The organism is Aequorivita sp. IT1183, assembly GCF_058068265.1.
Window position 1 is genome coordinate 310,627 of the sequence record NZ_JBYRHS010000006.1, and the last position, 17,090, is coordinate 327,716.

At 36.5% G+C, this 17,090-nt stretch carries 17 protein-coding genes; 4 read left to right on the forward strand and 13 right to left on the reverse strand.

What is annotated here, in order from left to right; translation table 11 throughout:
- Position 1: 1 nt before the first annotated feature.
- The 11 genes from AC3RVF_RS14200 to sqr form a co-directional block, all read right to left on the reverse strand.
- Complete coding sequence (locus tag AC3RVF_RS14200; RefSeq protein WP_489691892.1) at positions 2 to 1,009, reverse strand: FAD:protein FMN transferase; 1,008 nt, start codon at positions 1,007 to 1,009, stop codon at positions 2 to 4.
- Positions 1,006 to 1,368 (reverse strand): DUF8840 domain-containing protein, encoded by a 363-nt coding sequence (locus tag AC3RVF_RS14205; RefSeq protein ID WP_489691893.1) that lies wholly within the window; start codon positions 1,366 to 1,368, stop codon positions 1,006 to 1,008. The genes AC3RVF_RS14200 and AC3RVF_RS14205 overlap by 4 nt, the downstream gene beginning before the upstream one ends.
- Positions 1,369 to 1,481: 113 nt before the next feature.
- Positions 1,482 to 2,792, reverse strand: a complete 1,311-nt coding sequence (nqrF, locus tag AC3RVF_RS14210; protein ID WP_489691894.1) for an NADH:ubiquinone reductase (Na(+)-transporting) subunit F — start codon at positions 2,790 to 2,792, stop codon at positions 1,482 to 1,484.
- Between the two features lies 1 nt (position 2,793).
- The gene (nqrE, locus tag AC3RVF_RS14215) at positions 2,794 to 3,534 is read right to left on the reverse strand and encodes an NADH:ubiquinone reductase (Na(+)-transporting) subunit E (RefSeq protein ID WP_489691895.1); all 741 of its coding nucleotides are present in this window, start codon (positions 3,532 to 3,534) and stop codon (positions 2,794 to 2,796) included.
- Between the two features lie 72 nt (positions 3,535 to 3,606).
- On the reverse strand, positions 3,607 to 4,251 hold the full coding sequence (locus AC3RVF_RS14220; protein WP_489691896.1) for an NADH:ubiquinone reductase (Na(+)-transporting) subunit D: 645 nt from the start codon (positions 4,249 to 4,251) through the stop codon (positions 3,607 to 3,609).
- Between the two features lie 3 nt (positions 4,252 to 4,254).
- Positions 4,255 to 5,004, reverse strand: coding sequence for a Na(+)-translocating NADH-quinone reductase subunit C (locus tag AC3RVF_RS14225; protein WP_489691897.1), 750 nt, complete (start codon positions 5,002 to 5,004; stop codon positions 4,255 to 4,257).
- Positions 5,005 to 5,006: 2 nt separating this feature from the next.
- Positions 5,007 to 6,206 (reverse strand): NADH:ubiquinone reductase (Na(+)-transporting) subunit B, encoded by a 1,200-nt coding sequence (locus tag AC3RVF_RS14230; protein WP_489691898.1) that lies wholly within the window; start codon positions 6,204 to 6,206, stop codon positions 5,007 to 5,009.
- 5 nt (positions 6,207 to 6,211) lie between these two features.
- Positions 6,212 to 7,564, reverse strand: coding sequence for a Na(+)-translocating NADH-quinone reductase subunit A (locus AC3RVF_RS14235; RefSeq protein ID WP_489693632.1), 1,353 nt, complete (start codon positions 7,562 to 7,564; stop codon positions 6,212 to 6,214).
- A 281-nt stretch (positions 7,565 to 7,845) separates the two neighbouring features.
- Complete coding sequence (locus AC3RVF_RS14240; protein ID WP_489691900.1) at positions 7,846 to 8,319, reverse strand: DsrE/DsrF/DrsH-like family protein; 474 nt, start codon at positions 8,317 to 8,319, stop codon at positions 7,846 to 7,848.
- A 19-nt stretch (positions 8,320 to 8,338) separates the two neighbouring features.
- Positions 8,339 to 8,647, reverse strand: a complete 309-nt coding sequence (locus AC3RVF_RS14245; RefSeq protein WP_489691901.1) for a TusE/DsrC/DsvC family sulfur relay protein — start codon at positions 8,645 to 8,647, stop codon at positions 8,339 to 8,341.
- Between the two features lie 22 nt (positions 8,648 to 8,669).
- A complete protein-coding gene (sqr, locus tag AC3RVF_RS14250; protein ID WP_489691902.1) occupies positions 8,670 to 9,914 on the reverse strand; it encodes a type III sulfide quinone reductase, selenoprotein subtype in 1,245 nt (414 codons plus the stop codon).
- A 285-nt stretch (positions 9,915 to 10,199) separates the two neighbouring features.
- Here sqr and AC3RVF_RS14255 point away from each other — a divergent pair, with 285 nt between their 5' ends.
- Genes AC3RVF_RS14255 through apaG form a run of 3 tightly spaced genes read left to right on the forward strand, consistent with a single transcriptional unit; the run spans position 10,200 to position 12,983 of the window.
- On the forward strand, positions 10,200 to 11,453 hold the full coding sequence (locus AC3RVF_RS14255; RefSeq protein ID WP_489693633.1) for a type IX secretion system plug protein: 1,254 nt from the start codon (positions 10,200 to 10,202) through the stop codon (positions 11,451 to 11,453).
- 45 nt (positions 11,454 to 11,498) lie between these two features.
- Positions 11,499 to 12,593 (forward strand): DUF3667 domain-containing protein, encoded by a 1,095-nt coding sequence (locus AC3RVF_RS14260; RefSeq protein ID WP_489691904.1) that lies wholly within the window; start codon positions 11,499 to 11,501, stop codon positions 12,591 to 12,593.
- Positions 12,594 to 12,596: 3 nt separating this feature from the next.
- On the forward strand, positions 12,597 to 12,983 hold the full coding sequence (gene apaG / locus AC3RVF_RS14265; protein ID WP_489691905.1) for a Co2+/Mg2+ efflux protein ApaG: 387 nt from the start codon (positions 12,597 to 12,599) through the stop codon (positions 12,981 to 12,983).
- A 52-nt stretch (positions 12,984 to 13,035) separates the two neighbouring features.
- Here the strand turns inward: apaG and AC3RVF_RS14270 are convergent, their stop codons facing one another.
- Positions 13,036 to 13,743 carry an NRDE family protein gene (locus AC3RVF_RS14270; RefSeq protein WP_489691906.1) on the reverse strand — a complete coding sequence of 236 codons (708 nt, stop codon included), beginning with the start codon at positions 13,741 to 13,743 and terminating at the stop codon, positions 13,036 to 13,038.
- 197 nt (positions 13,744 to 13,940) lie between these two features.
- Between AC3RVF_RS14270 and pruA the strand changes: the two genes are divergently transcribed.
- Positions 13,941 to 15,566 carry an L-glutamate gamma-semialdehyde dehydrogenase gene (pruA, locus tag AC3RVF_RS14275; RefSeq protein ID WP_489693634.1) on the forward strand — a complete coding sequence of 542 codons (1,626 nt, stop codon included), beginning with the start codon at positions 13,941 to 13,943 and terminating at the stop codon, positions 15,564 to 15,566.
- Positions 15,567 to 15,642: 76 nt separating this feature from the next.
- Here pruA and AC3RVF_RS14280 read toward each other — a convergent pair whose 3' ends face one another.
- Positions 15,643 to 16,941, reverse strand: a complete 1,299-nt coding sequence (locus AC3RVF_RS14280; protein WP_489693635.1) for an Omp28-related outer membrane protein — start codon at positions 16,939 to 16,941, stop codon at positions 15,643 to 15,645.
- Between the last annotated feature and the right edge of the window lie 149 nt (positions 16,942 to 17,090).

Consider the following 17,090-nt stretch of genomic DNA (forward strand, 5'->3'; position numbering starts at 1 on the left):
ATTATTTTGGCATTTTTCTTTTGAAACCATCAGTCATAAAAACCTGATGATTATTGAGAGTATCGTTGAAGGTTAAATACGCCTCAATATTAGGTAGATTTTTCAATAACTCTTTCGATTTTTCTAAACCTAAAGCCATAAACGAAGTGGCATAAGCATCGGCAAATCCACAAGTGGAAGCAAGCACGGTGGCACTTGTAACATCACTCTTTTCCGCAGAACCAGTTAATGGATTTAAGGTATGCACGTATTTTTTTCCAGTTGCAGAGTCAATTCTGAATTTACGATAATTGCCAGAAGAGGCCATTCCAACATTTTTCAATTTAACGGTGGCTTCAATACTTCGGTCTTCTAATTCTGAATCTACAGCTTCAATACCTGCTACCCATTCTTGGTTTTTAGCAAGGTTTTCACCTTTAGTAAGAATTTCACCACCCAATTCAATTAAGTAATCTGTTACGCCTTTAGATTCCAAATAGCGCCCTAATAAATCAATTCCGAAGCCTTTTGCTACGGCATTAAAGTCGAAATAAATTTCTGGATATTCTTTGGAAATGGTACCGTCGCTATTGATGCTGACTTTTTGAAATCCTACATATTTCATCAATGAATCTAAAGTATGGCGGTCTATATTTTTTAGTGGTTTTACGTCGCCAAAACCATAGGCATTCCTCAAAACGCCAACGGTAGGATCAAAATAACCATTCGTTTTTTGATTCACTTCTTTTGAAATTTCAAAAACTTCTCTAAAAATTGAATCAACCTTTACCGTGGAATCGCCACGATTTACTTTGGAAATATCACTTTCGGGAATATAGGTGCTCACTGAATGATTCACAGCATCAATTACAGAATCTAAGCCTTGTTTAAAGTCTATGTCTTTATCTGAATAAAATTGTATGTTATAGGTTGTTCCGAATGCTTCGCCTTGCAAAAACGTAGGTTGCTCTTCATTCTTTTCACAAAAAAGAAATAGTAGTAACACGGGTAAAAAAAGTAATTTCTTCATAAAATAGCTTGTAAACCTTTATAAACAACGGTGTAATCTTCGTCCTTAATTACTGGGTTGCCGTAATCGCTTCCGTGCCCAAGGCCAACGCCCGCATAAAATGTTTTTGCTTCAAACTTTTCGGCGTGATCTTTTATGGTCTGCATAAAAAGCGGATCATAAGCATGTGCGTCTTGAGGAAATGTGATGGCGCGCACGATAACAAAATGAAGAATTTTATCTTTTAACGCTACGAATTGTGGATCGCGTTTCAATTTAGAATTGACGCCCAAAAATTCATAGCCATCTGCTTCCAGCTGTTTCCCTACGATATTCATCGCAAGGTTGTGAAGTTCTTGTTTGCTAAGTTTCTCGTTCATAATTGACAACAAAATTACGATTATTTGAATGCAATTTTTCTAATTACTGGTTATAAAAAAAACCGTTTCATATAAAAAATGAAACGGTTTTTAAATATTCTTAGAAATTGAGATTATCCTCCGAAATCATCAAAACGGATATTCTCGTCTGGGATTCCAAAGTCTTCACCCATTTTTTGAACCGCTTGGTTCATCAATGGTGGACCACAGAAATATAGTTCAATATCTTCTGGAGAATCGTGAAGGCTTAAATAATTATCAATAACCACTTGGTGGATAAAGCCAACAAAACCATCGCCAGCTTCATCGTGTATGTCTTTTTTTACTTTCCAATTATCTTCTTCAGCAGGTTCACTTAGTGCTAAATAGAATTTAAAGTTTGGAAATTCTTTTTCAAGTTGGTTAAAGTGGTCTAAATAGAAAAGTTCTCTTTTAGAACGTCCACCGTACCAATACGTAACTTTTCTTCCTGTTTTAAGGGTTCTGAAAAGATGATATAGGTGCGAACGCATAGGTGCCATTCCTGCTCCACCCCCAACGTAAAGCATTTCTGATTCTGAAGGATTGATGAAGAATTCACCATAAGGTCCAGAAATAACTACTTTATCTCCTTTTTTACAATTGAAAATATAAGAAGAAGCAATCCCTGGATTTACATCCATCCATCCGCCTTTTGCACGGTCAAATGGAGGAGTTGCAATACGAACGTTAAGCATAATTTCACGTCCTTCTGCTGGATAAGAAGCCATAGAATATGCTCTTTCAACAGTTTCAGTGTTTTTCATTGTAAGCGGCCAAAGCTTAAACTTTTCCCACTCATCCTTAAACTTGTCTGGTGTTTCGTGTTCTTCAGGGTGTGCAGTAATATCCATGTTTTCGAATTTCACCTCACAAGGTGGAATTTCAATCTGAATATAACCCCCAGCCTTGTAATTCATATCCTGAGGAATTTCAACTACAAATTCCTTAATAAAGGAAGCAACGTTATAGTTTCTAACAACGGTAGCATCCCATTTTTTAATACCAAAAACCTCTTCAGGAATTGTGATATTCATGTCTTGCTTTACTTTTACTTGGCAAGATAGACGGGCACCATCCTTTAATTCTTTACGTGTAAAGTGAGGAGTTTCAGTAGGCAATGCTTCACCACCACCATCATTGACGTGGCACTCACATTGAATACAAGTTCCACCACCACCACAGGCAGATGGTAAAAATATTTTTTCACCACTTAAGGTTGACAAAAGTGTGCCACCACTTTCTACTTCAATTACTTTTTCATTATTAATAGTAATTTTTACCGGGCCAGATGGCGAAAGCTTCTGCTTAGTAAAAAGTAATAATGATACCAGTAGTAAGGTTAAGATTAAAAAGGCAATAACCGTTACTATAATAACTCCGAGTGTACTTACTGCTAAAAACATACTATTGCTTCGTTATAGTTGAAACTTCAACCGTTTGTGCGGTTTCTATATTTTCTTGTTGAATTTCTTCAGTTTGCATTCCTACGTTTTCAGGATTTCCGTCTAAAGCAGGGGCAGATTCATCGCCACCTGTTAACATTCCACCAAAACTCATAAAACCAATTGCCATTAAACCTGTAATTATAAAGGTAATGCCCAGACCACGTAAAGGTGCAGGAACATTTGAGTAACGTATTTTTTCGCGAATTGCGGCAATTGCAAGAATTGCTAAAAACCATCCAATTCCCGAACTAATACCATAATTAAGTGCCAAACCTAAAGTTTGAATATCTCTAGATTGCATAAATAATGATCCCCCTAAAATTGCACAGTTTACTGCAATAAGCGGAAGAAATATACCTAGTGAGTTATAAAGTGAAGGCGAAAATTTTTCGACCACAATTTCAACTAATTGTACCATTGTTGCAATCGTTGCAATAAAAAGTATAAAAGAAAGGAAGCCAAGATCGTAAGAAGCATATTCTTCTCCCAACCAAGACAATGCCCCGTCTCTTAAAATATACTGGTCTAACAACCAGTTAAGCGGTACAGTTACAGCAAGAACAAAAATTACTGCAGCTCCAAGACCTACAGCGGTTGCTACTTTTTTAGAAACAGCAAGATAAGAGCACATTCCAAGGAAAGTGGCAAAGATCATGTTGTCAATAAAGATCGATTTAAAAAATAACTCTACGTGTTCCATTTTTTCAGTGTTCAGTTTGCAGTTCCAGTTTGCAGTAGGATTATCTACTACTAAGGGCTACTGCCAAGTTTGTTATTCCTCTATTAATGCTTTGTTTCTTGAACGTTGTACCCAAATAATGATACCTATAACTATCAATGCCATTGGCGAAAGCAACATAAATCCGTTGTTTTCATAACCTATGGAGTAAAGACCAGTTTTTGTAATTGGATCTCCTAATACTTGAAAGCCCAACAATGTTCCCGAACCTAAAAGCTCACGGAAAAAACCAACAATTACAAGTATAACTCCATATCCAGCTGCGTTTCCTATACCGTCTAAGAACGAACGCCACGGTCCGTTACCCAAAGCAAAAGCTTCAAAGCGTCCCATAATTATACAGTTAGTAATAATTAGACCAATAAAAACCGAAAGTTCCTTACTTAAAGAGTAAGCAAAAGCTTTTAGTACTTGATCTACAATAATTACCAATGCAGCTACAACTACCAATTGAACAATAATCCTGATTTTTGAAGGTATAATATTCCGCATAAGCGAAATAACTACGTTACCAATTCCTAAAACCGCAATAACCGAAATGGCCATTACAATAGATGCCTTTAATTGTGCTGTAATAGCTAATGCAGAACAGATACCCAAAACCTGAATGGTAATAGGGTTATTATCCGCTAATGGGTCTAGTATTAATTTACCGTCTTTTTTTGATAGCAATCCCATAATTTATTGATTTAATGATTTTAAGTACGGCAAGTACATTCTAACATCTTTCTTAATCATTGCCGTTACACCGTTTCCAGTAATAGTGGCTCCGGCAAGTGCGTCTACTTTATTGTCTGTTTTATTCTCGTTGAGAGGGTCGTTGTTACCTTTTGCAACGGTAATACCTTCGAAAGCATCTCCGTCCATAATTTGCTCACCTTCAAAATCGTCCATAAAATAGCGCTGCTTTATTTCAGCACCAAGACCTGGAGTTTCACCTTTGTGATCAAAAAACACTCCTTGAACAGTAAATGATTTATCTATAGCTACAAAACCCCAAATAGCATCCCAAAGCCCTTTACCGCGCATTGGTATTACATAAAGCGTTTCACCATCTTTTTCTCCCACAAAAAGCGGAAGTCTACGTTGGTAACTTGGGTCTTTTGCTTTTGTTTCTTCCTTTTTAACATCTATTAAATAAGCTTCTGGGTCTTCAGTTACTTTATCGCCTTGAATAACCAACTGCTTTTTAATATTTGTAGCGAACGCTGCTTCAACCTTTTCGGTAGAAATAAAGACGATGTCGCCATCTCCTTCATTATCATTTACACCCATAGCGTAAAGAATGTTTTGCATTTTTTCAAAACGCTCATTCAGTGTTATCTTGCTTTTAAGTCCTTGCGCTACGCCCGCTAAAAGAGAGCCAACTACAAGCACCATAACAATTGCAAAGATAATGGTGTATGAATTTTTATCTGTATACTTCGCCATTATTACGCTGTTTTAACTTTTAATCGTTTCATTCTCTTTTTAATATTTCCTTGAATCACATAGTGATCAATAGTTGGTGCAAATACGTTCATCAACAATATTGAAAGCATAAATCCTTCAGGATATGCTGGGTTGAAAACACGTATCATAATTCCCAGAAAACCTATAAAGAAACCATAGAACCATTTACCTTTATTGGTTTGTGAGGCAGTTACAGGATCTGTTGCCATATATACAATTGCAAAGGCTGCACTACCAATAATAAGGTGATGCCAGAAAGTTTCGCTCATTAAACTGTAGAAATTACTATTACTCTGAATCCATCCTGCTTCTACTACACCATTAAATATTAATCCCATTGTAAGAGCACCCAAGACGGCAGAGAGCATAATCCTCCAACTTCCTATTTTTGTAAAAATTAGAAAAGCAGCACCTAAAATAATAAGGAAGGTTGAAGTCTCTCCAACCGATCCAGGGATAAAGCCCCAGAACATATCCCACGTACTATAGACAGTTTCAGCGTTAGCTGCTAAACTTCCTAATATTGTTTCACCTGAAATAGCATCAGGCTGTCCAGCCATAGCTTTTGCACCGTGAACCCAAACTTTATCGCCACTCATCCAAGTAGGATAAGCGAAGAATAAAAAGGCGCGAATGGTAAGTGCGGGATTCAAAATATTCATTCCCGTTCCTCCAAATACTTCTTTCCCAATAACAACTCCAAAGATTACTGCAACTGTAAGCATCCAAAGTGGAATATCTATAGGAACAATAAGCGGCACGAGCATTCCCGTTACCAAATACCCTTCTTCTACTTCGTGCCCTTTTATTACGGCAAAAATAAATTCTACCCCAAGACCTACAACATACGACACTATAACTAGTGGCAAAACTGTCCAAGCTCCTAAAATAAAATTATCCCAAGTAAAGAAGTTACCCAATGGGTCTAAACGTAAAGTTGCATCAATAGCTGCGTAATGTTGAAAACCAGCATTAAATATTCCGAAGATTAAACACGGAACAAGCGCCATAATAACGGTGTTCATTGTACGCTTTAAATCGTCAACCACACGCACGTGAGAACCAGAATGCGTAGTTTCGTCTGGCGTGTACAAAAAGGTATGCAATGCATTGAATGCAGGGGCCATTTTTGTACCCTTGTATTTTTCCTTTAGCTTATGTAAATTCTGTTTCAATCCCATAGCGGTTATCCTATTTCTTTATACATTAAATCAAGACCGTTCCTGATAATTTGTTGATGTGGTTGCTTACTCACGCAAACAAATTCGGTAAGTGCAAAATCTTCCGGAGCCACTTCATACATTCCCAAAGCTTCCATTTCATCTAAATCTTGAACCATACAAGATTTCAGCATTTGTAGTGGATACATATCTAACGGAAATACTTGTTCGTAAACACCAGTTACCACAAAAGCACGGTGCTCTCCGTTTGTATTGGTATTTAAGTCAAATTTCTTATTTGGCGTTAACCAAGAAAAAGTAAGTGCTCTTGAAGTAGAAATTTTATCGAAAACTGGTTTGTTCCAACCAAAAAGTTCGTAATCGTCACCTTCAGGAATTACGGTAACAGTATTGGTGTAATAACCCAAATGTCCTTTTGGAGAAATCCTTTTCCCTGTAAGCACATCACCACTAATAACGCGAACGTTTTCGTTGTTCAATCCAGAATCATACAAGAATGTAGAAGCTTCTGAACCAATTCGGGTTCTATAATATTTTGGAGTTTTTACCTCAGAACCTGAAAGTGCAATAATTCTTTCGGCGTTAAACTTACCGGTAAGTAACAATTCGCCAATAATAACAAGATCTTGTGGCGCAATAGTCCAAACAATTTCTCCTTTATTAACTGGGCCAATTTTGTTTATCTGCGTACCAACATTTCCTGCTGGATGCGGACCAGATACATTGTGAAGCACAATATCTTTCATTCCTTTAAAAGGAGAGCTTCCACTTTTGCCAACACCCACGTGCACTTGCCCTTTGGTTAGTTTGCCGAGTGCCGTTACAGCTGCCTGCAACTCATTTTCTTTACCACGAAGTGAATAATCAAAATCGTTCGCTAATGGGGCGGTAGTAAATGCAGAAATAAATATATCTCTTGGCGCCTGCTCTGTGTCTGCAATTACTGCATAGGGACGTTGCAAAATAAATGGCCAGCAGCCAGCTTCTAGCAGGCGGGTTTTAATTGCATCCGCACTTGAAGAATCTGGACTCAGAATACCGAAATCTTTAAAAGAATCCTGCGCATCTGCTTCAATAATAATTTCTGTGATTACACGTTTTGCACCGCGCTCAATTTTTGTAAGGGTTCCGCTAACAGGCGAAACAAACTTTACAATTTCATTGCTCTTAGAGTAGAAAATGGTATCACCAGCCTGAACTTTTCCACCTTCTCTAACCACCATTTTTGGTGTCACGAGGTGAAAATCTGAAGGTCTAATTGCGAAAGTTCTGGATCGCGGAGCGTTAGCAAGCGTTTTGTCTGCTTCGCCCTGTAAATTAATGGTAAGACCTTTTTTAATCTTAATGTCTTTGGACATAAATATGGATATTAATAATGCCTTTTTAACTCCCTATAATCCTTGAAATTACATTGACAGGGATTATGGGCGTGCAAATTTATAAATTAAAACCTCCATAGCCCAATAAAACCATATAATTTTATGTGTTAAAAAGCGAAGAAGAAGTATTTTAAAACGTTTATAAATTAGGGCATGAGTTTATGTCCGAAAAACTATATTAAAGTTTAAACTTTTGAAATATTCGCACCAATCTATTTAACAAGATGAGTATTTTAAATTAGACGTTGAATATAGTTAGTTTATATAAACAGAAGCTGACAGCCCTCTTCATCTGCCCTATTGTAAAAATCGCCAATAGTTAGAATACCATCTAATTCGTCTATTAAATCTTCTCTTTTGAGATGGAACATATCCACCGCGAGTTTGCAGCCCCAAAGCTTACATCCAGAATCTGAAAGAATTTCTAAAAACTCTCCAATGGGTGGCATATCTAACTTCTCCATTTCTTTTTTCATCATTTTTGTAGCCAAGGCTTCTACACCAGGCAAACCTCCCAACATTGTAGGAATATGCATAGCAGGATTACCAACCGTTGCTACACGTAGATGCTCTAGTTTTTTCTTCTGAATAGTTTCCAAACCAAAAAACGTAAAAAATATCTCAGACTCTATGCCTTCCATACGTGCGCCATTCGCCATTATGAATGCAGCATATGCGTTTTCTAATGTTGCTTTTGATAAGATAAAAAGCATTTTTCTAACTTTTGTAGCCATTTTCTTTTAATTTATAGGTTTAAATACAACTTTTTGGTTTCGGGATTCCAGCGATAAGTGTCGCTTTTTTTAGTGGACCTCCAGGAAACAGACTGTAAAATTCTTTCACATCAAACACCCCACTTTTTTTAATACCGCGGATGGATAAAGGCTCTTCTTTTTTGAATTTATCGTGTATATAATCAATAACCTCCCAGTGCCTATCTGTTAAATCTATATTGCAATCATCTGCAATACACTTACCAACTTCTTTATCCCATTGATTAAAATCTAAGAGATACCCCTCTTCGTTCACGTCAATTTCCTTACTTGCTATTACTTTTTTCATGATGCTATGTTTTATGTTTGTTTTATTTTACTTCTTCGTAATTTTTTCCTTTTTCAGACATGGTTGCTGAAACAAATGGAATGTGTATTCCTTTAATAAGCATATTCCAGTATATCCATCTAAATGCCATTTTACCCATGTGGTTAATTCTACTTTCTTTTAATAGACTCAATGGTCCAACGCCAGGAAAAGGAAACGAGCCTTCCACGGGTTCGTGAGTGTAATTAAAATCTATTAAAAGGGCTTTCCCGTTTCCTGTTTCAATAAAACAGTTTGCGTGACCATCAAATTCTTCCTTCAATGGTTCGCCATTTATGTATCGAAGAATATTATCGGTTAAAATTTCAGCTTCAAAATGAGCCACAGAGCCTGCTTTAGATGCTGGTAAATTAGTAGCATCTCCAATGGCGAAAATATTCTCATGTTCTTTAGATTGCAACGTTGCTTTATCTGTTGGAATATAATTAAGATCATCGCCCAAGCCAGAACGCTCCATTAAAGCATCGCCCATATTAGTTGGTACGGTAACAAGTAAATCGTATTCTACTTCAGTATCTGCGTAATCTATGATTTTGTTATTCTCATAATCCACGCGTTCAATATTGAAATTGGTAACTTCCTTTATATTTTTTTCTTCCAATAAATAATGAAGCGCTTGAGTTGCTTTAGGCTTTGTAAAAGCGCCATCCAAAGGAGTCACAAAAGTGATATCTACTTTTTCTCGCATGCCTTTATTCTTAAAGAATGAATCTGCTAAAAAAGCAAACTCTAAAGGAGCTACCGGACATTTAATTGGCATTTCGGTTATATGAATTACCAACTTACCACCTTCCCATTCGCGTAATTTATTTCGTAAGGCTTTGGCGCCTTCATAGGTATAAAAATCGAAAATGCTTTTATACCATTCTGGACCGTTCATACCTTCAGTTTCGTCCGGTGCAGTCTTAGTGCCTGTGGCAACAATTAAAATATCATAATTAACATCCTTTCCGCTTTCGAGAGTCACTTTGTTCTCCTCTGGCACAATGAGTTCTATTTTTTCTTGTATATAATTAACTCCTTTCGGAATAAATTTTTGACCCTTCTTTTTTACTTGTTTAGTGGTATAAATATCAAAAGGTAAAAACAAGAAACCAGGTTGGTAGTAATGCGTTTCGTACTGATCTACAATAGTAATGCTCCAATCTTTTTTATCAAGTTTAGAAACTAGATGATTGGCCATCATGGTTCCAGAAGTACCTGCTCCAAGAATGACTAAATTTTTCATAATACATTTAATTTAAGACAAATTTAAGTTACTAATGACAGAATTTATATGATATAAATCACTTAAGGACAGGTGGATTAAATATGTGATATGCTAGTCACTCTAAATTCATATTTAGCATAGCCTTCCACATTCCAAACTCCAAAATTGGAAAGACATCAAACTTCTAAAGCTGCAAATTGCCACATTGAAAATACTGAAGAAACGAAAACATCAATTGCTTTCTAAAACCCTTCAATGGGCGAGGCACAAAATTTGTTATCTTAGCTTTTTTAAAACGATATTATGTCAAAAACTTTTGCGGCTACCCTTATTCTTCTATTTACAGTTTTACCAATCTTTTCTCAAATTGTAGAAAAAGTAGAACCATCGTACATAAGTACTATCCAATTTCGTGGCGCAACAGACCTCAGCCAATTGCCGCTAATTCAATTGGGCGGGCAACTGCAACTTTCGTTTGATGCTCTAAATGGTGAAGAGGAAGACTTTTATTATACCATTTCGCACTACGATTTTGATTGGACTCCCAGCGACCTTTCCAAAAGTGAATATTTAGATGGTTTTGACGATGTACGCATACAGAATTACCAAAACTCGCTGAATACGCTTCAGATATTTTCGCATTACGAACTCTCGATTCCCAATCGCGATACACGATCTATTAAAAAAAGCGGAAACTACCTAATCAGCATTTTCAATAGCGATGGTGATCTTATTTTCACACGAAGATTTTTGGTAATAGAAAATATAGCAACAGTTGGCGTTGAAATTAAACGTGCACGCGATCTAAGACTTATTAATGAAAAACAAGTTGTTAACTTCACCGTAAACTCACCAAATTTATTGTTGGTAAACCCAAAGCAAACGGTTAAAACATTGGTGTTGCAGAATAGCAATCTTAAAACGGCTATCACAGATCTCATCCCCCAATACACCATGGGCAACGAGCTAATATATAGGTACGACAAAGAAGCTTATTTTGGTGGCGGCAATGAATTTCTCGCGTTCGACAATAAAGACGAGCGCTCTGCTTCAAACGGTGTGCGCTCCATTAGCGTTACCGAAGTTTATGAAAATTATTTGTACACAGACATTCCAAGATACAACAGACCTTACACATACAATCCAGACATTAATGGAAATTTTGTAGTGCGAAATATTGATGCTGAAAACCAAGATATTGAAGCAGAATACGTGCGTATGCACTTTAACCTTCAGTATTATGACGATCTTGGCGACAAGGAATTACACCTTTATGGAAATTTCAACAATTGGACTATTGACGGTAGCACATACATGAAATACGACGCTGATAGCGGTAGCTACAGAAATGCCCGTTTGTTCAAACAAGGATTTTACAACTATAAATATGTGGTTGTAAATAGAGACGGAACTATAGAGCAAGGCGCCGTGGGCGGTGATTTTTGGCAGACCGAAAATGACTATACGGTAATCGTATATTTCCGCGATTTAGGCGCTAGATACGATCGTATAATTGGTACTGGCAACGCTAGTTCTACAAATATAAATAGCAACTAAATCTCCAAAACTTAAGTTTAAACATTAACCCTTTTTCGGCTAGCCATGAAACGTAAAAGAAGCGAAAATTCCACCGGAAGAAAGTCGTTGAGATTCCGTGGCAATACATGTTTAAATTGCGGTCAACCGCTAGATATTAGCGATGTTTATTGCTCTTATTGTTCGCAATTAAATAGCGACAAACAGCTTTCTGCAACAGATTTTTTTTCTGAATTCATAAGCAGTATCCTCGTTTACGATTCACGTTTGCGAAACACACTGAAAGATCTTCTTTTTAGACCGGGAAGAATTACTCGAAATTATACAAAAGGTCAGCGGTTAAAATACGCTAACCCTTTTCGTTTCTTTTTAAGTGTTTCTATTATCTACTTCTTGTTGATTAGTTTAATGGATATTATAAATCCAAGCATTGACAATGAGCTTAACTTTAGCTCTAAAATAATGGAAAATGCGGGCTTAGATTCCTTAGAGCAGAATATTACAATGACAACCACAGAAGCAATTAAATTTGCCGACTCTGTAAAAGAGAAAGAGCCAACTGAACCACTTAAATATATTTCAGAAAAAGAATTAGACACAATGCCCTTTTTAAAAAGTTATACTGAAAGGTTTACTTTATATAATAGTTTTTATGAAAAAAATAAAATGAAAAATGCTGCAAATGCCCTAGACAGTATGCATCACAAAAATTCTTCGTTTAACAGATGGGTATATTCAAAAAACATTACAGTTGAAAAAATTCGGGAAAATCCAACTGCATTTATAAATTATATTATTTCCAAAACACCTTTTTTTCTCTTTTTCTTCGCACCCTTTTTCGCATTGTTTTTCTGGCTTATTTATTCTGGAAAAAAATATACCTATATGGAACATATGGTTTTTATATTTCATATTTTCAGTTTTATCTTTTTGGTAATGCTCCTTTCTATTATTCCAGATCTTATAATTGGAACACAATTTTTTGTGGGATGTCTGTTTACTTTTATAGGTCCAATTTATTTTTACAAAGCTTTACGCAATTTTTACCAGCAAAGCAGAGCGGTAACTTTAATAAAATTCGTATTTTTAAACACCGTATTTGTAATTGGATTGACTTTTGCCACAATAATTTTTGTAGCAGCAAGCGCGGCAATTTATTAAGAAATGATACAGCAAGTAACACAGGGTATTAAAATCTCGGTGAAGACCGAATTTGACGGCACGTTTTACAAAAACAGTAAAATGCAATACGCCTTTGCATATATTATTACTATTGAAAATCAGAGTAAAGACACCGTACAGCTAACTTCCCGTTGTTGGAAAATAAAAGACTCCTTAAATAATACCGAAATTGTAGAAGGCGAAGGCGTAATTGGCCAGAAACCAATTCTACTTCCTGGAGAAAAACACTCCTACACTAGCGGCTGCCTACTCCACTCTCCTTTTGGGTCGATGAAGGGTTACTATAAAATGGTGAATTTTGCTACTACCCGGAAGTTTAGGGTTTCTATTCCTCTTTTCAATTTGAGCGCACCGTTTTCTATGAATTAATCTCTGCATTGGAAAACAGAAAAATATACTTTGCACGCGATAAATCGCGAGTCTACTGTATTAACGAATTGCTGCTTTTACCCGATTGCAAATCTTCATAACGCATTTCAACAATATCCTCCTTTTTAGAAACTTGGGTTATACTTTTTGTTTTTATAAAACCTCGATCCATTATAAGATCGTCATTCAAATCGCCTTCGCCCGCAGTTTTATGAAAGTGAAGAATTTCCTCTTCGGAAGGCTTTAAAGTTTTCATCAAAAAATCTGAAAACCAATGTTCCCGTCTATTCTTCAATTTTACTGGATACAATGGTGAAGAAGACCATATTTTTGGCGCCAGTGGTTCTTCAGAAAAATGATAATTTGTCCCGTCCCAAACCAATTGAAACAATTGTACTTCGTTTTTCCATTCAACTAAAACTGCTGTAAATGGCTCTATATCGTTGAAATTATAGTTATCAATTTCAACTTTCAAAGCATCGCTTTTCAGCAAATCTTTCACCACCAAACCTCTACTTCTTCTGTAATAAGTTTTTCGTTGGTGCGCCACAAAACCACCATTCATTAAGGTTATAACTCTTTTCTTTTCACTTAAACCAATCCAAGTTCCACCTGCAACAGCATCTTTCGGGTAAAGTAAACGCACGCCTTCTTCTTCATATATTTCTGGTAAAAATGTTTCGCGCCCAGGTGCTTCATCTCTATTGGAAGTTAATATAAAATCGTTATTAGATTTCGGAATAAAAGTTACGGTACACATAGCTTAGAGTTGTTTCCCGAAACTACAAAAGGAAATTTAAAAATTCTATATAACAAGCTTCTAATTCCAAATAAAATTCACAATACAAATTCCAAACTTCAAAAAAAAGGCATTCCAATTGGAATTTGGAATTTCAAGGTTTGGTGATTCCATTTTTGTACCTTTGCACACTTCATAAACAGAAAAAATAAAATAATATGGGAAATGGATTTTTTGAAGTGCCAATCGCCGTTAACGAACCTATAAAAAGCTACGCGCCAGGTTCTGCAGAACGCGAAGAAGTACTTGAGACTTACAGAGAAATGTATAAGGCAAAGGTAGATGTACCTTTATTTATTAATGGCGAAGAGGTTAAAACCAAAGACACCGCTACTATGTCTCCTCCGCACGACCATAAACACGTGTTGGGAACCTATCATAAAGCTACCAAAAAAAATGTTGAGGACTCAATTTCCACTGCATTAGAGGCTAGAAAAAAATGGTCAGTAATGCCTTGGGAACAACGCGCTGGTATTTTTCTTCGTGCAGCCGAATTAATTGCTGGTCCTTACAGAGCAAAAATAAACGCAGCTACTATGCTGGCCCAGTCTAAAAATATTTATCAAGCCGAAATTGATTCTGCTTGTGAACTTATTGACTTTTTAAGGTTCAACGTTCAGTATATGACTGAAATTTATGCAGAGCAACCAGAATCTACTTCTGCAGCTTGGAACCGCGTTGAATACAGACCTCTAGAAGGTTTTATTTATGCAATTACTCCTTTTAACTTTACTGCTATTGCTGGAAATCTTCCCTCAAGTGCTGCATTAATGGGTAACGTTGTTGTGTGGAAACCGAGTAACTCGCAAATATATTCTGCAAAAGTTATTATGGATGTTTTCCGTGAAGCGGGCGTTCCTGCTGGCGTTATCAATATGGTAATGGGAGATCCTGCTATGATTTCGGACACGCTTATGGCGAGTCCAGATTTTAGCGGTGTTCACTTTACAGGCTCTACTAATGTTTTTCAAGGACTTTGGAAAAAAATTGGTGATAACATTACTAATTACAAAACATACCCACGTATTGTTGGGGAGACTGGTGGAAAAGATTTTATCGTTGCCCACAAAACTTCCGATGCAAAACAAGTTGCAACTGCAATGGCTCGTGGTGCCTTTGAATACCAAGGACAAAAATGTAGTGCGGCCAGCCGATGCTATATTTCTGAAAGTATTTGGAAAGACGTTAAACAGTATTTGATTGATGATCTGCGTTCTTTCAAAATGGGAACTCCAGAAGATATGGGCAATTTTATAAATGCAGTAATCCACGAAGGTTCTTTTGATAAACTTGCAAGCTATATTGATGCTGCCAAAAAAGACAAAAACGCTGAAATTATTGCAGGTGGTAATTACGACAAGAGCAAAGGTTACTTTATAGAGCCTACAGTTATTGTTACTAAAGATCCAAAATACACAACAATGTGTACGGAACTTTTCGGCCCTGTACTTACCGTTTATATTTACGACGATAAAAAGTGGGAAGAAACCCTTCATTTAGTAGATGAAACCAGCGAATACGCTTTAACCGGAGCTGTTTTTAGTGAAGACAGATATGCCTTGGAAGTAGCGGTTAAGATTCTTGAAAATGCTGCAGGTAACTTCTATATAAACGACAAGCCTACGGGAGCTGTTGTTGGCCAACAACCTTTTGGTGGTGCCCGAGCTAGTGGTACTAACGATAAGGCTGGAAGTAAGCAAAACCTTTACAGATGGATTTCGCCACGTATGGTGAAGGAAACATTTGTTTCTCCTATTGATTATAGATATCCTTTCTTAGGATAGATTTTCAATTGCATTCATAAAAAAACCCATCTTGAAAATTTCAAGATGGGTTTTTTAGTTTTATAAACTTTGTTTATTAATCGTATTTTTTATTCTCTCCAACTTCCGCGAACTGTGAGTTTTTGGCTTCATCGTTAGAATTAACAACCATTACTACCACACTTAAATTATCTACGTTGTATTCTGAAGGAATAGCTAGACTAAATTGCTTCTTGTATTCTGAATAAGCAGACGTTTCAGCAATTGCATCTCCAAAAATATCAGTGAGTGAGTTCCGAAGTGCATCGTTATGAATAAAATCTGGAATTGGATTTCCGTGCCCTTCTAATGGGTGTCCTGCTGTATTGTTGAAATAATTTGTTTGAGCATACACTATACCGCTCTCAACAAGGTAAACAACAAGTTTATCGCCAACTTCAGATCCGCCAGCATATACCACCTTTACATCAACAGTTAGGTTTACTCCTGTCATTTTTGAATCAATAGCGATAGCAAGATTGGTTTCATTTCCAGCCATTGCAAGCACATCAGCCGTGTTATAAGGATCTAACCATTTTTGAGTGCGATTTAAACGCGCTTGAGGAAGTCCGCCAATTCCGAAGGCATCCTTCATCTCTAGCACTCTATCAAAATGCATTGGGTCTGGTAGTGAAGAACCAGTTTCGTGAATAGCTACTACAGAAATATCATTAGTCGCTAATTTAGCAGCATCTATTGCAAGTGCTACAGCAGGGCAAAAGCCGCACCATGTACCTGTATAATCTTCTATTACTACCTTTCTTTTAGGCGTGTATACTGAAAAGTCTTTAGCAGGTGTAGTGTATGTTTCGTTGTCCACCACATATTCTGCATATACTTCAAAGCTTCCATCGGTTGCAGAGGAATAGGTGAAACCAGCAATGGCATTTCCGCCTACATAAAACGTTGCTTCAGAAGCTGTATTAATTCCGTTATTATCAAACAATCCAAAAGTTATAGTTTGATTTTTCATCGCTCTAGGTGCGTCAATTGTCAATGCTCTTTCTGTTGGGGTAAGTACTTCAAAATTAAGAATATTACTGTTTTTATCGTCATAAACCGCTTTAACGGTAAAGGCACCCGAAGCATCAAATGTGTAAGTTCTTTCTGTAATTGGTTCGTCATTAATATAATAGGTAGCCGATTCTGAATAATCTTCGCCATCACTTCCTAATACAGTAAATACAACTACATCATTAAGCGATAAAACTTCTAATTCTCCCGTTCCTGCATCACTTTTTAATTCAATAGTTAAATCTGCAGCGGCCGGCACAAAAGGGTCTTCTTTTTTGCTACAAGAAACAATTGCTATAACTGCAAAGAACAGTAAAGCTTTTAAATAGGTATTAGTTTTCATATTAAGGTTGTTTATTTAGATATAAAAATGAGCGCTAATATAGTTTAAATCTTAAAAATGCATAGGCATTATTTGTTAAATCAATATTTTTCGCTCAAACTAATTCAACTTTCATTAAAAAAATCTTAATATTGCTTCACTTAAAATAA

Excerpts from the sequence above, each read along its gene's own strand:
- nqrF (WP_489691894.1), bottom strand. The coding sequence starts at position 2,792 with ATGTTTTTAGCAGTAAGTACACTCGGAGTTATTATAGTAACGGTTATT.
- AC3RVF_RS14260 (WP_489691904.1), top strand. The coding sequence starts at position 11,499 with ATGAAACGTAAAAGAAGCGAAAATTCCACCGGAAGAAAGTCGTTGAGA.
- pruA (WP_489693634.1), top strand. The coding sequence starts at position 13,941 with ATGGGAAATGGATTTTTTGAAGTGCCAATCGCCGTTAACGAACCTATA.
- AC3RVF_RS14280 (WP_489693635.1), bottom strand. The coding sequence starts at position 16,941 with ATGAAAACTAATACCTATTTAAAAGCTTTACTGTTCTTTGCAGTTATA.
- AC3RVF_RS14200 (WP_489691892.1), bottom strand. The coding sequence starts at position 1,009 with ATGAAGAAATTACTTTTTTTACCCGTGTTACTACTATTTCTTTTTTGT.
- AC3RVF_RS14270 (WP_489691906.1), bottom strand. The coding sequence starts at position 13,743 with ATGTGTACCGTAACTTTTATTCCGAAATCTAATAACGATTTTATATTA.
- AC3RVF_RS14225 (WP_489691897.1), bottom strand. The coding sequence starts at position 5,004 with ATGGCGAAGTATACAGATAAAAATTCATACACCATTATCTTTGCAATT.
- AC3RVF_RS14220 (WP_489691896.1), bottom strand. The coding sequence starts at position 4,251 with ATGGGATTGCTATCAAAAAAAGACGGTAAATTAATACTAGACCCATTA.
- apaG (WP_489691905.1), top strand. The coding sequence starts at position 12,597 with ATGATACAGCAAGTAACACAGGGTATTAAAATCTCGGTGAAGACCGAA.
- AC3RVF_RS14240 (WP_489691900.1), bottom strand. The coding sequence starts at position 8,319 with ATGGCTACAAAAGTTAGAAAAATGCTTTTTATCTTATCAAAAGCAACA.
- AC3RVF_RS14205 (WP_489691893.1), bottom strand. The coding sequence starts at position 1,368 with ATGAACGAGAAACTTAGCAAACAAGAACTTCACAACCTTGCGATGAAT.
- nqrE (WP_489691895.1), bottom strand. The coding sequence starts at position 3,534 with ATGGAACACGTAGAGTTATTTTTTAAATCGATCTTTATTGACAACATG.
- AC3RVF_RS14230 (WP_489691898.1), bottom strand. The coding sequence starts at position 6,206 with ATGGGATTGAAACAGAATTTACATAAGCTAAAGGAAAAATACAAGGGT.
- AC3RVF_RS14255 (WP_489693633.1), top strand. The coding sequence starts at position 10,200 with ATGTCAAAAACTTTTGCGGCTACCCTTATTCTTCTATTTACAGTTTTA.
- AC3RVF_RS14245 (WP_489691901.1), bottom strand. The coding sequence starts at position 8,647 with ATGAAAAAAGTAATAGCAAGTAAGGAAATTGACGTGAACGAAGAGGGG.
- AC3RVF_RS14235 (WP_489693632.1), bottom strand. The coding sequence starts at position 7,564 with ATGTCCAAAGACATTAAGATTAAAAAAGGTCTTACCATTAATTTACAG.
- sqr (WP_489691902.1), bottom strand. The coding sequence starts at position 9,914 with ATGAAAAATTTAGTCATTCTTGGAGCAGGTACTTCTGGAACCATGATG.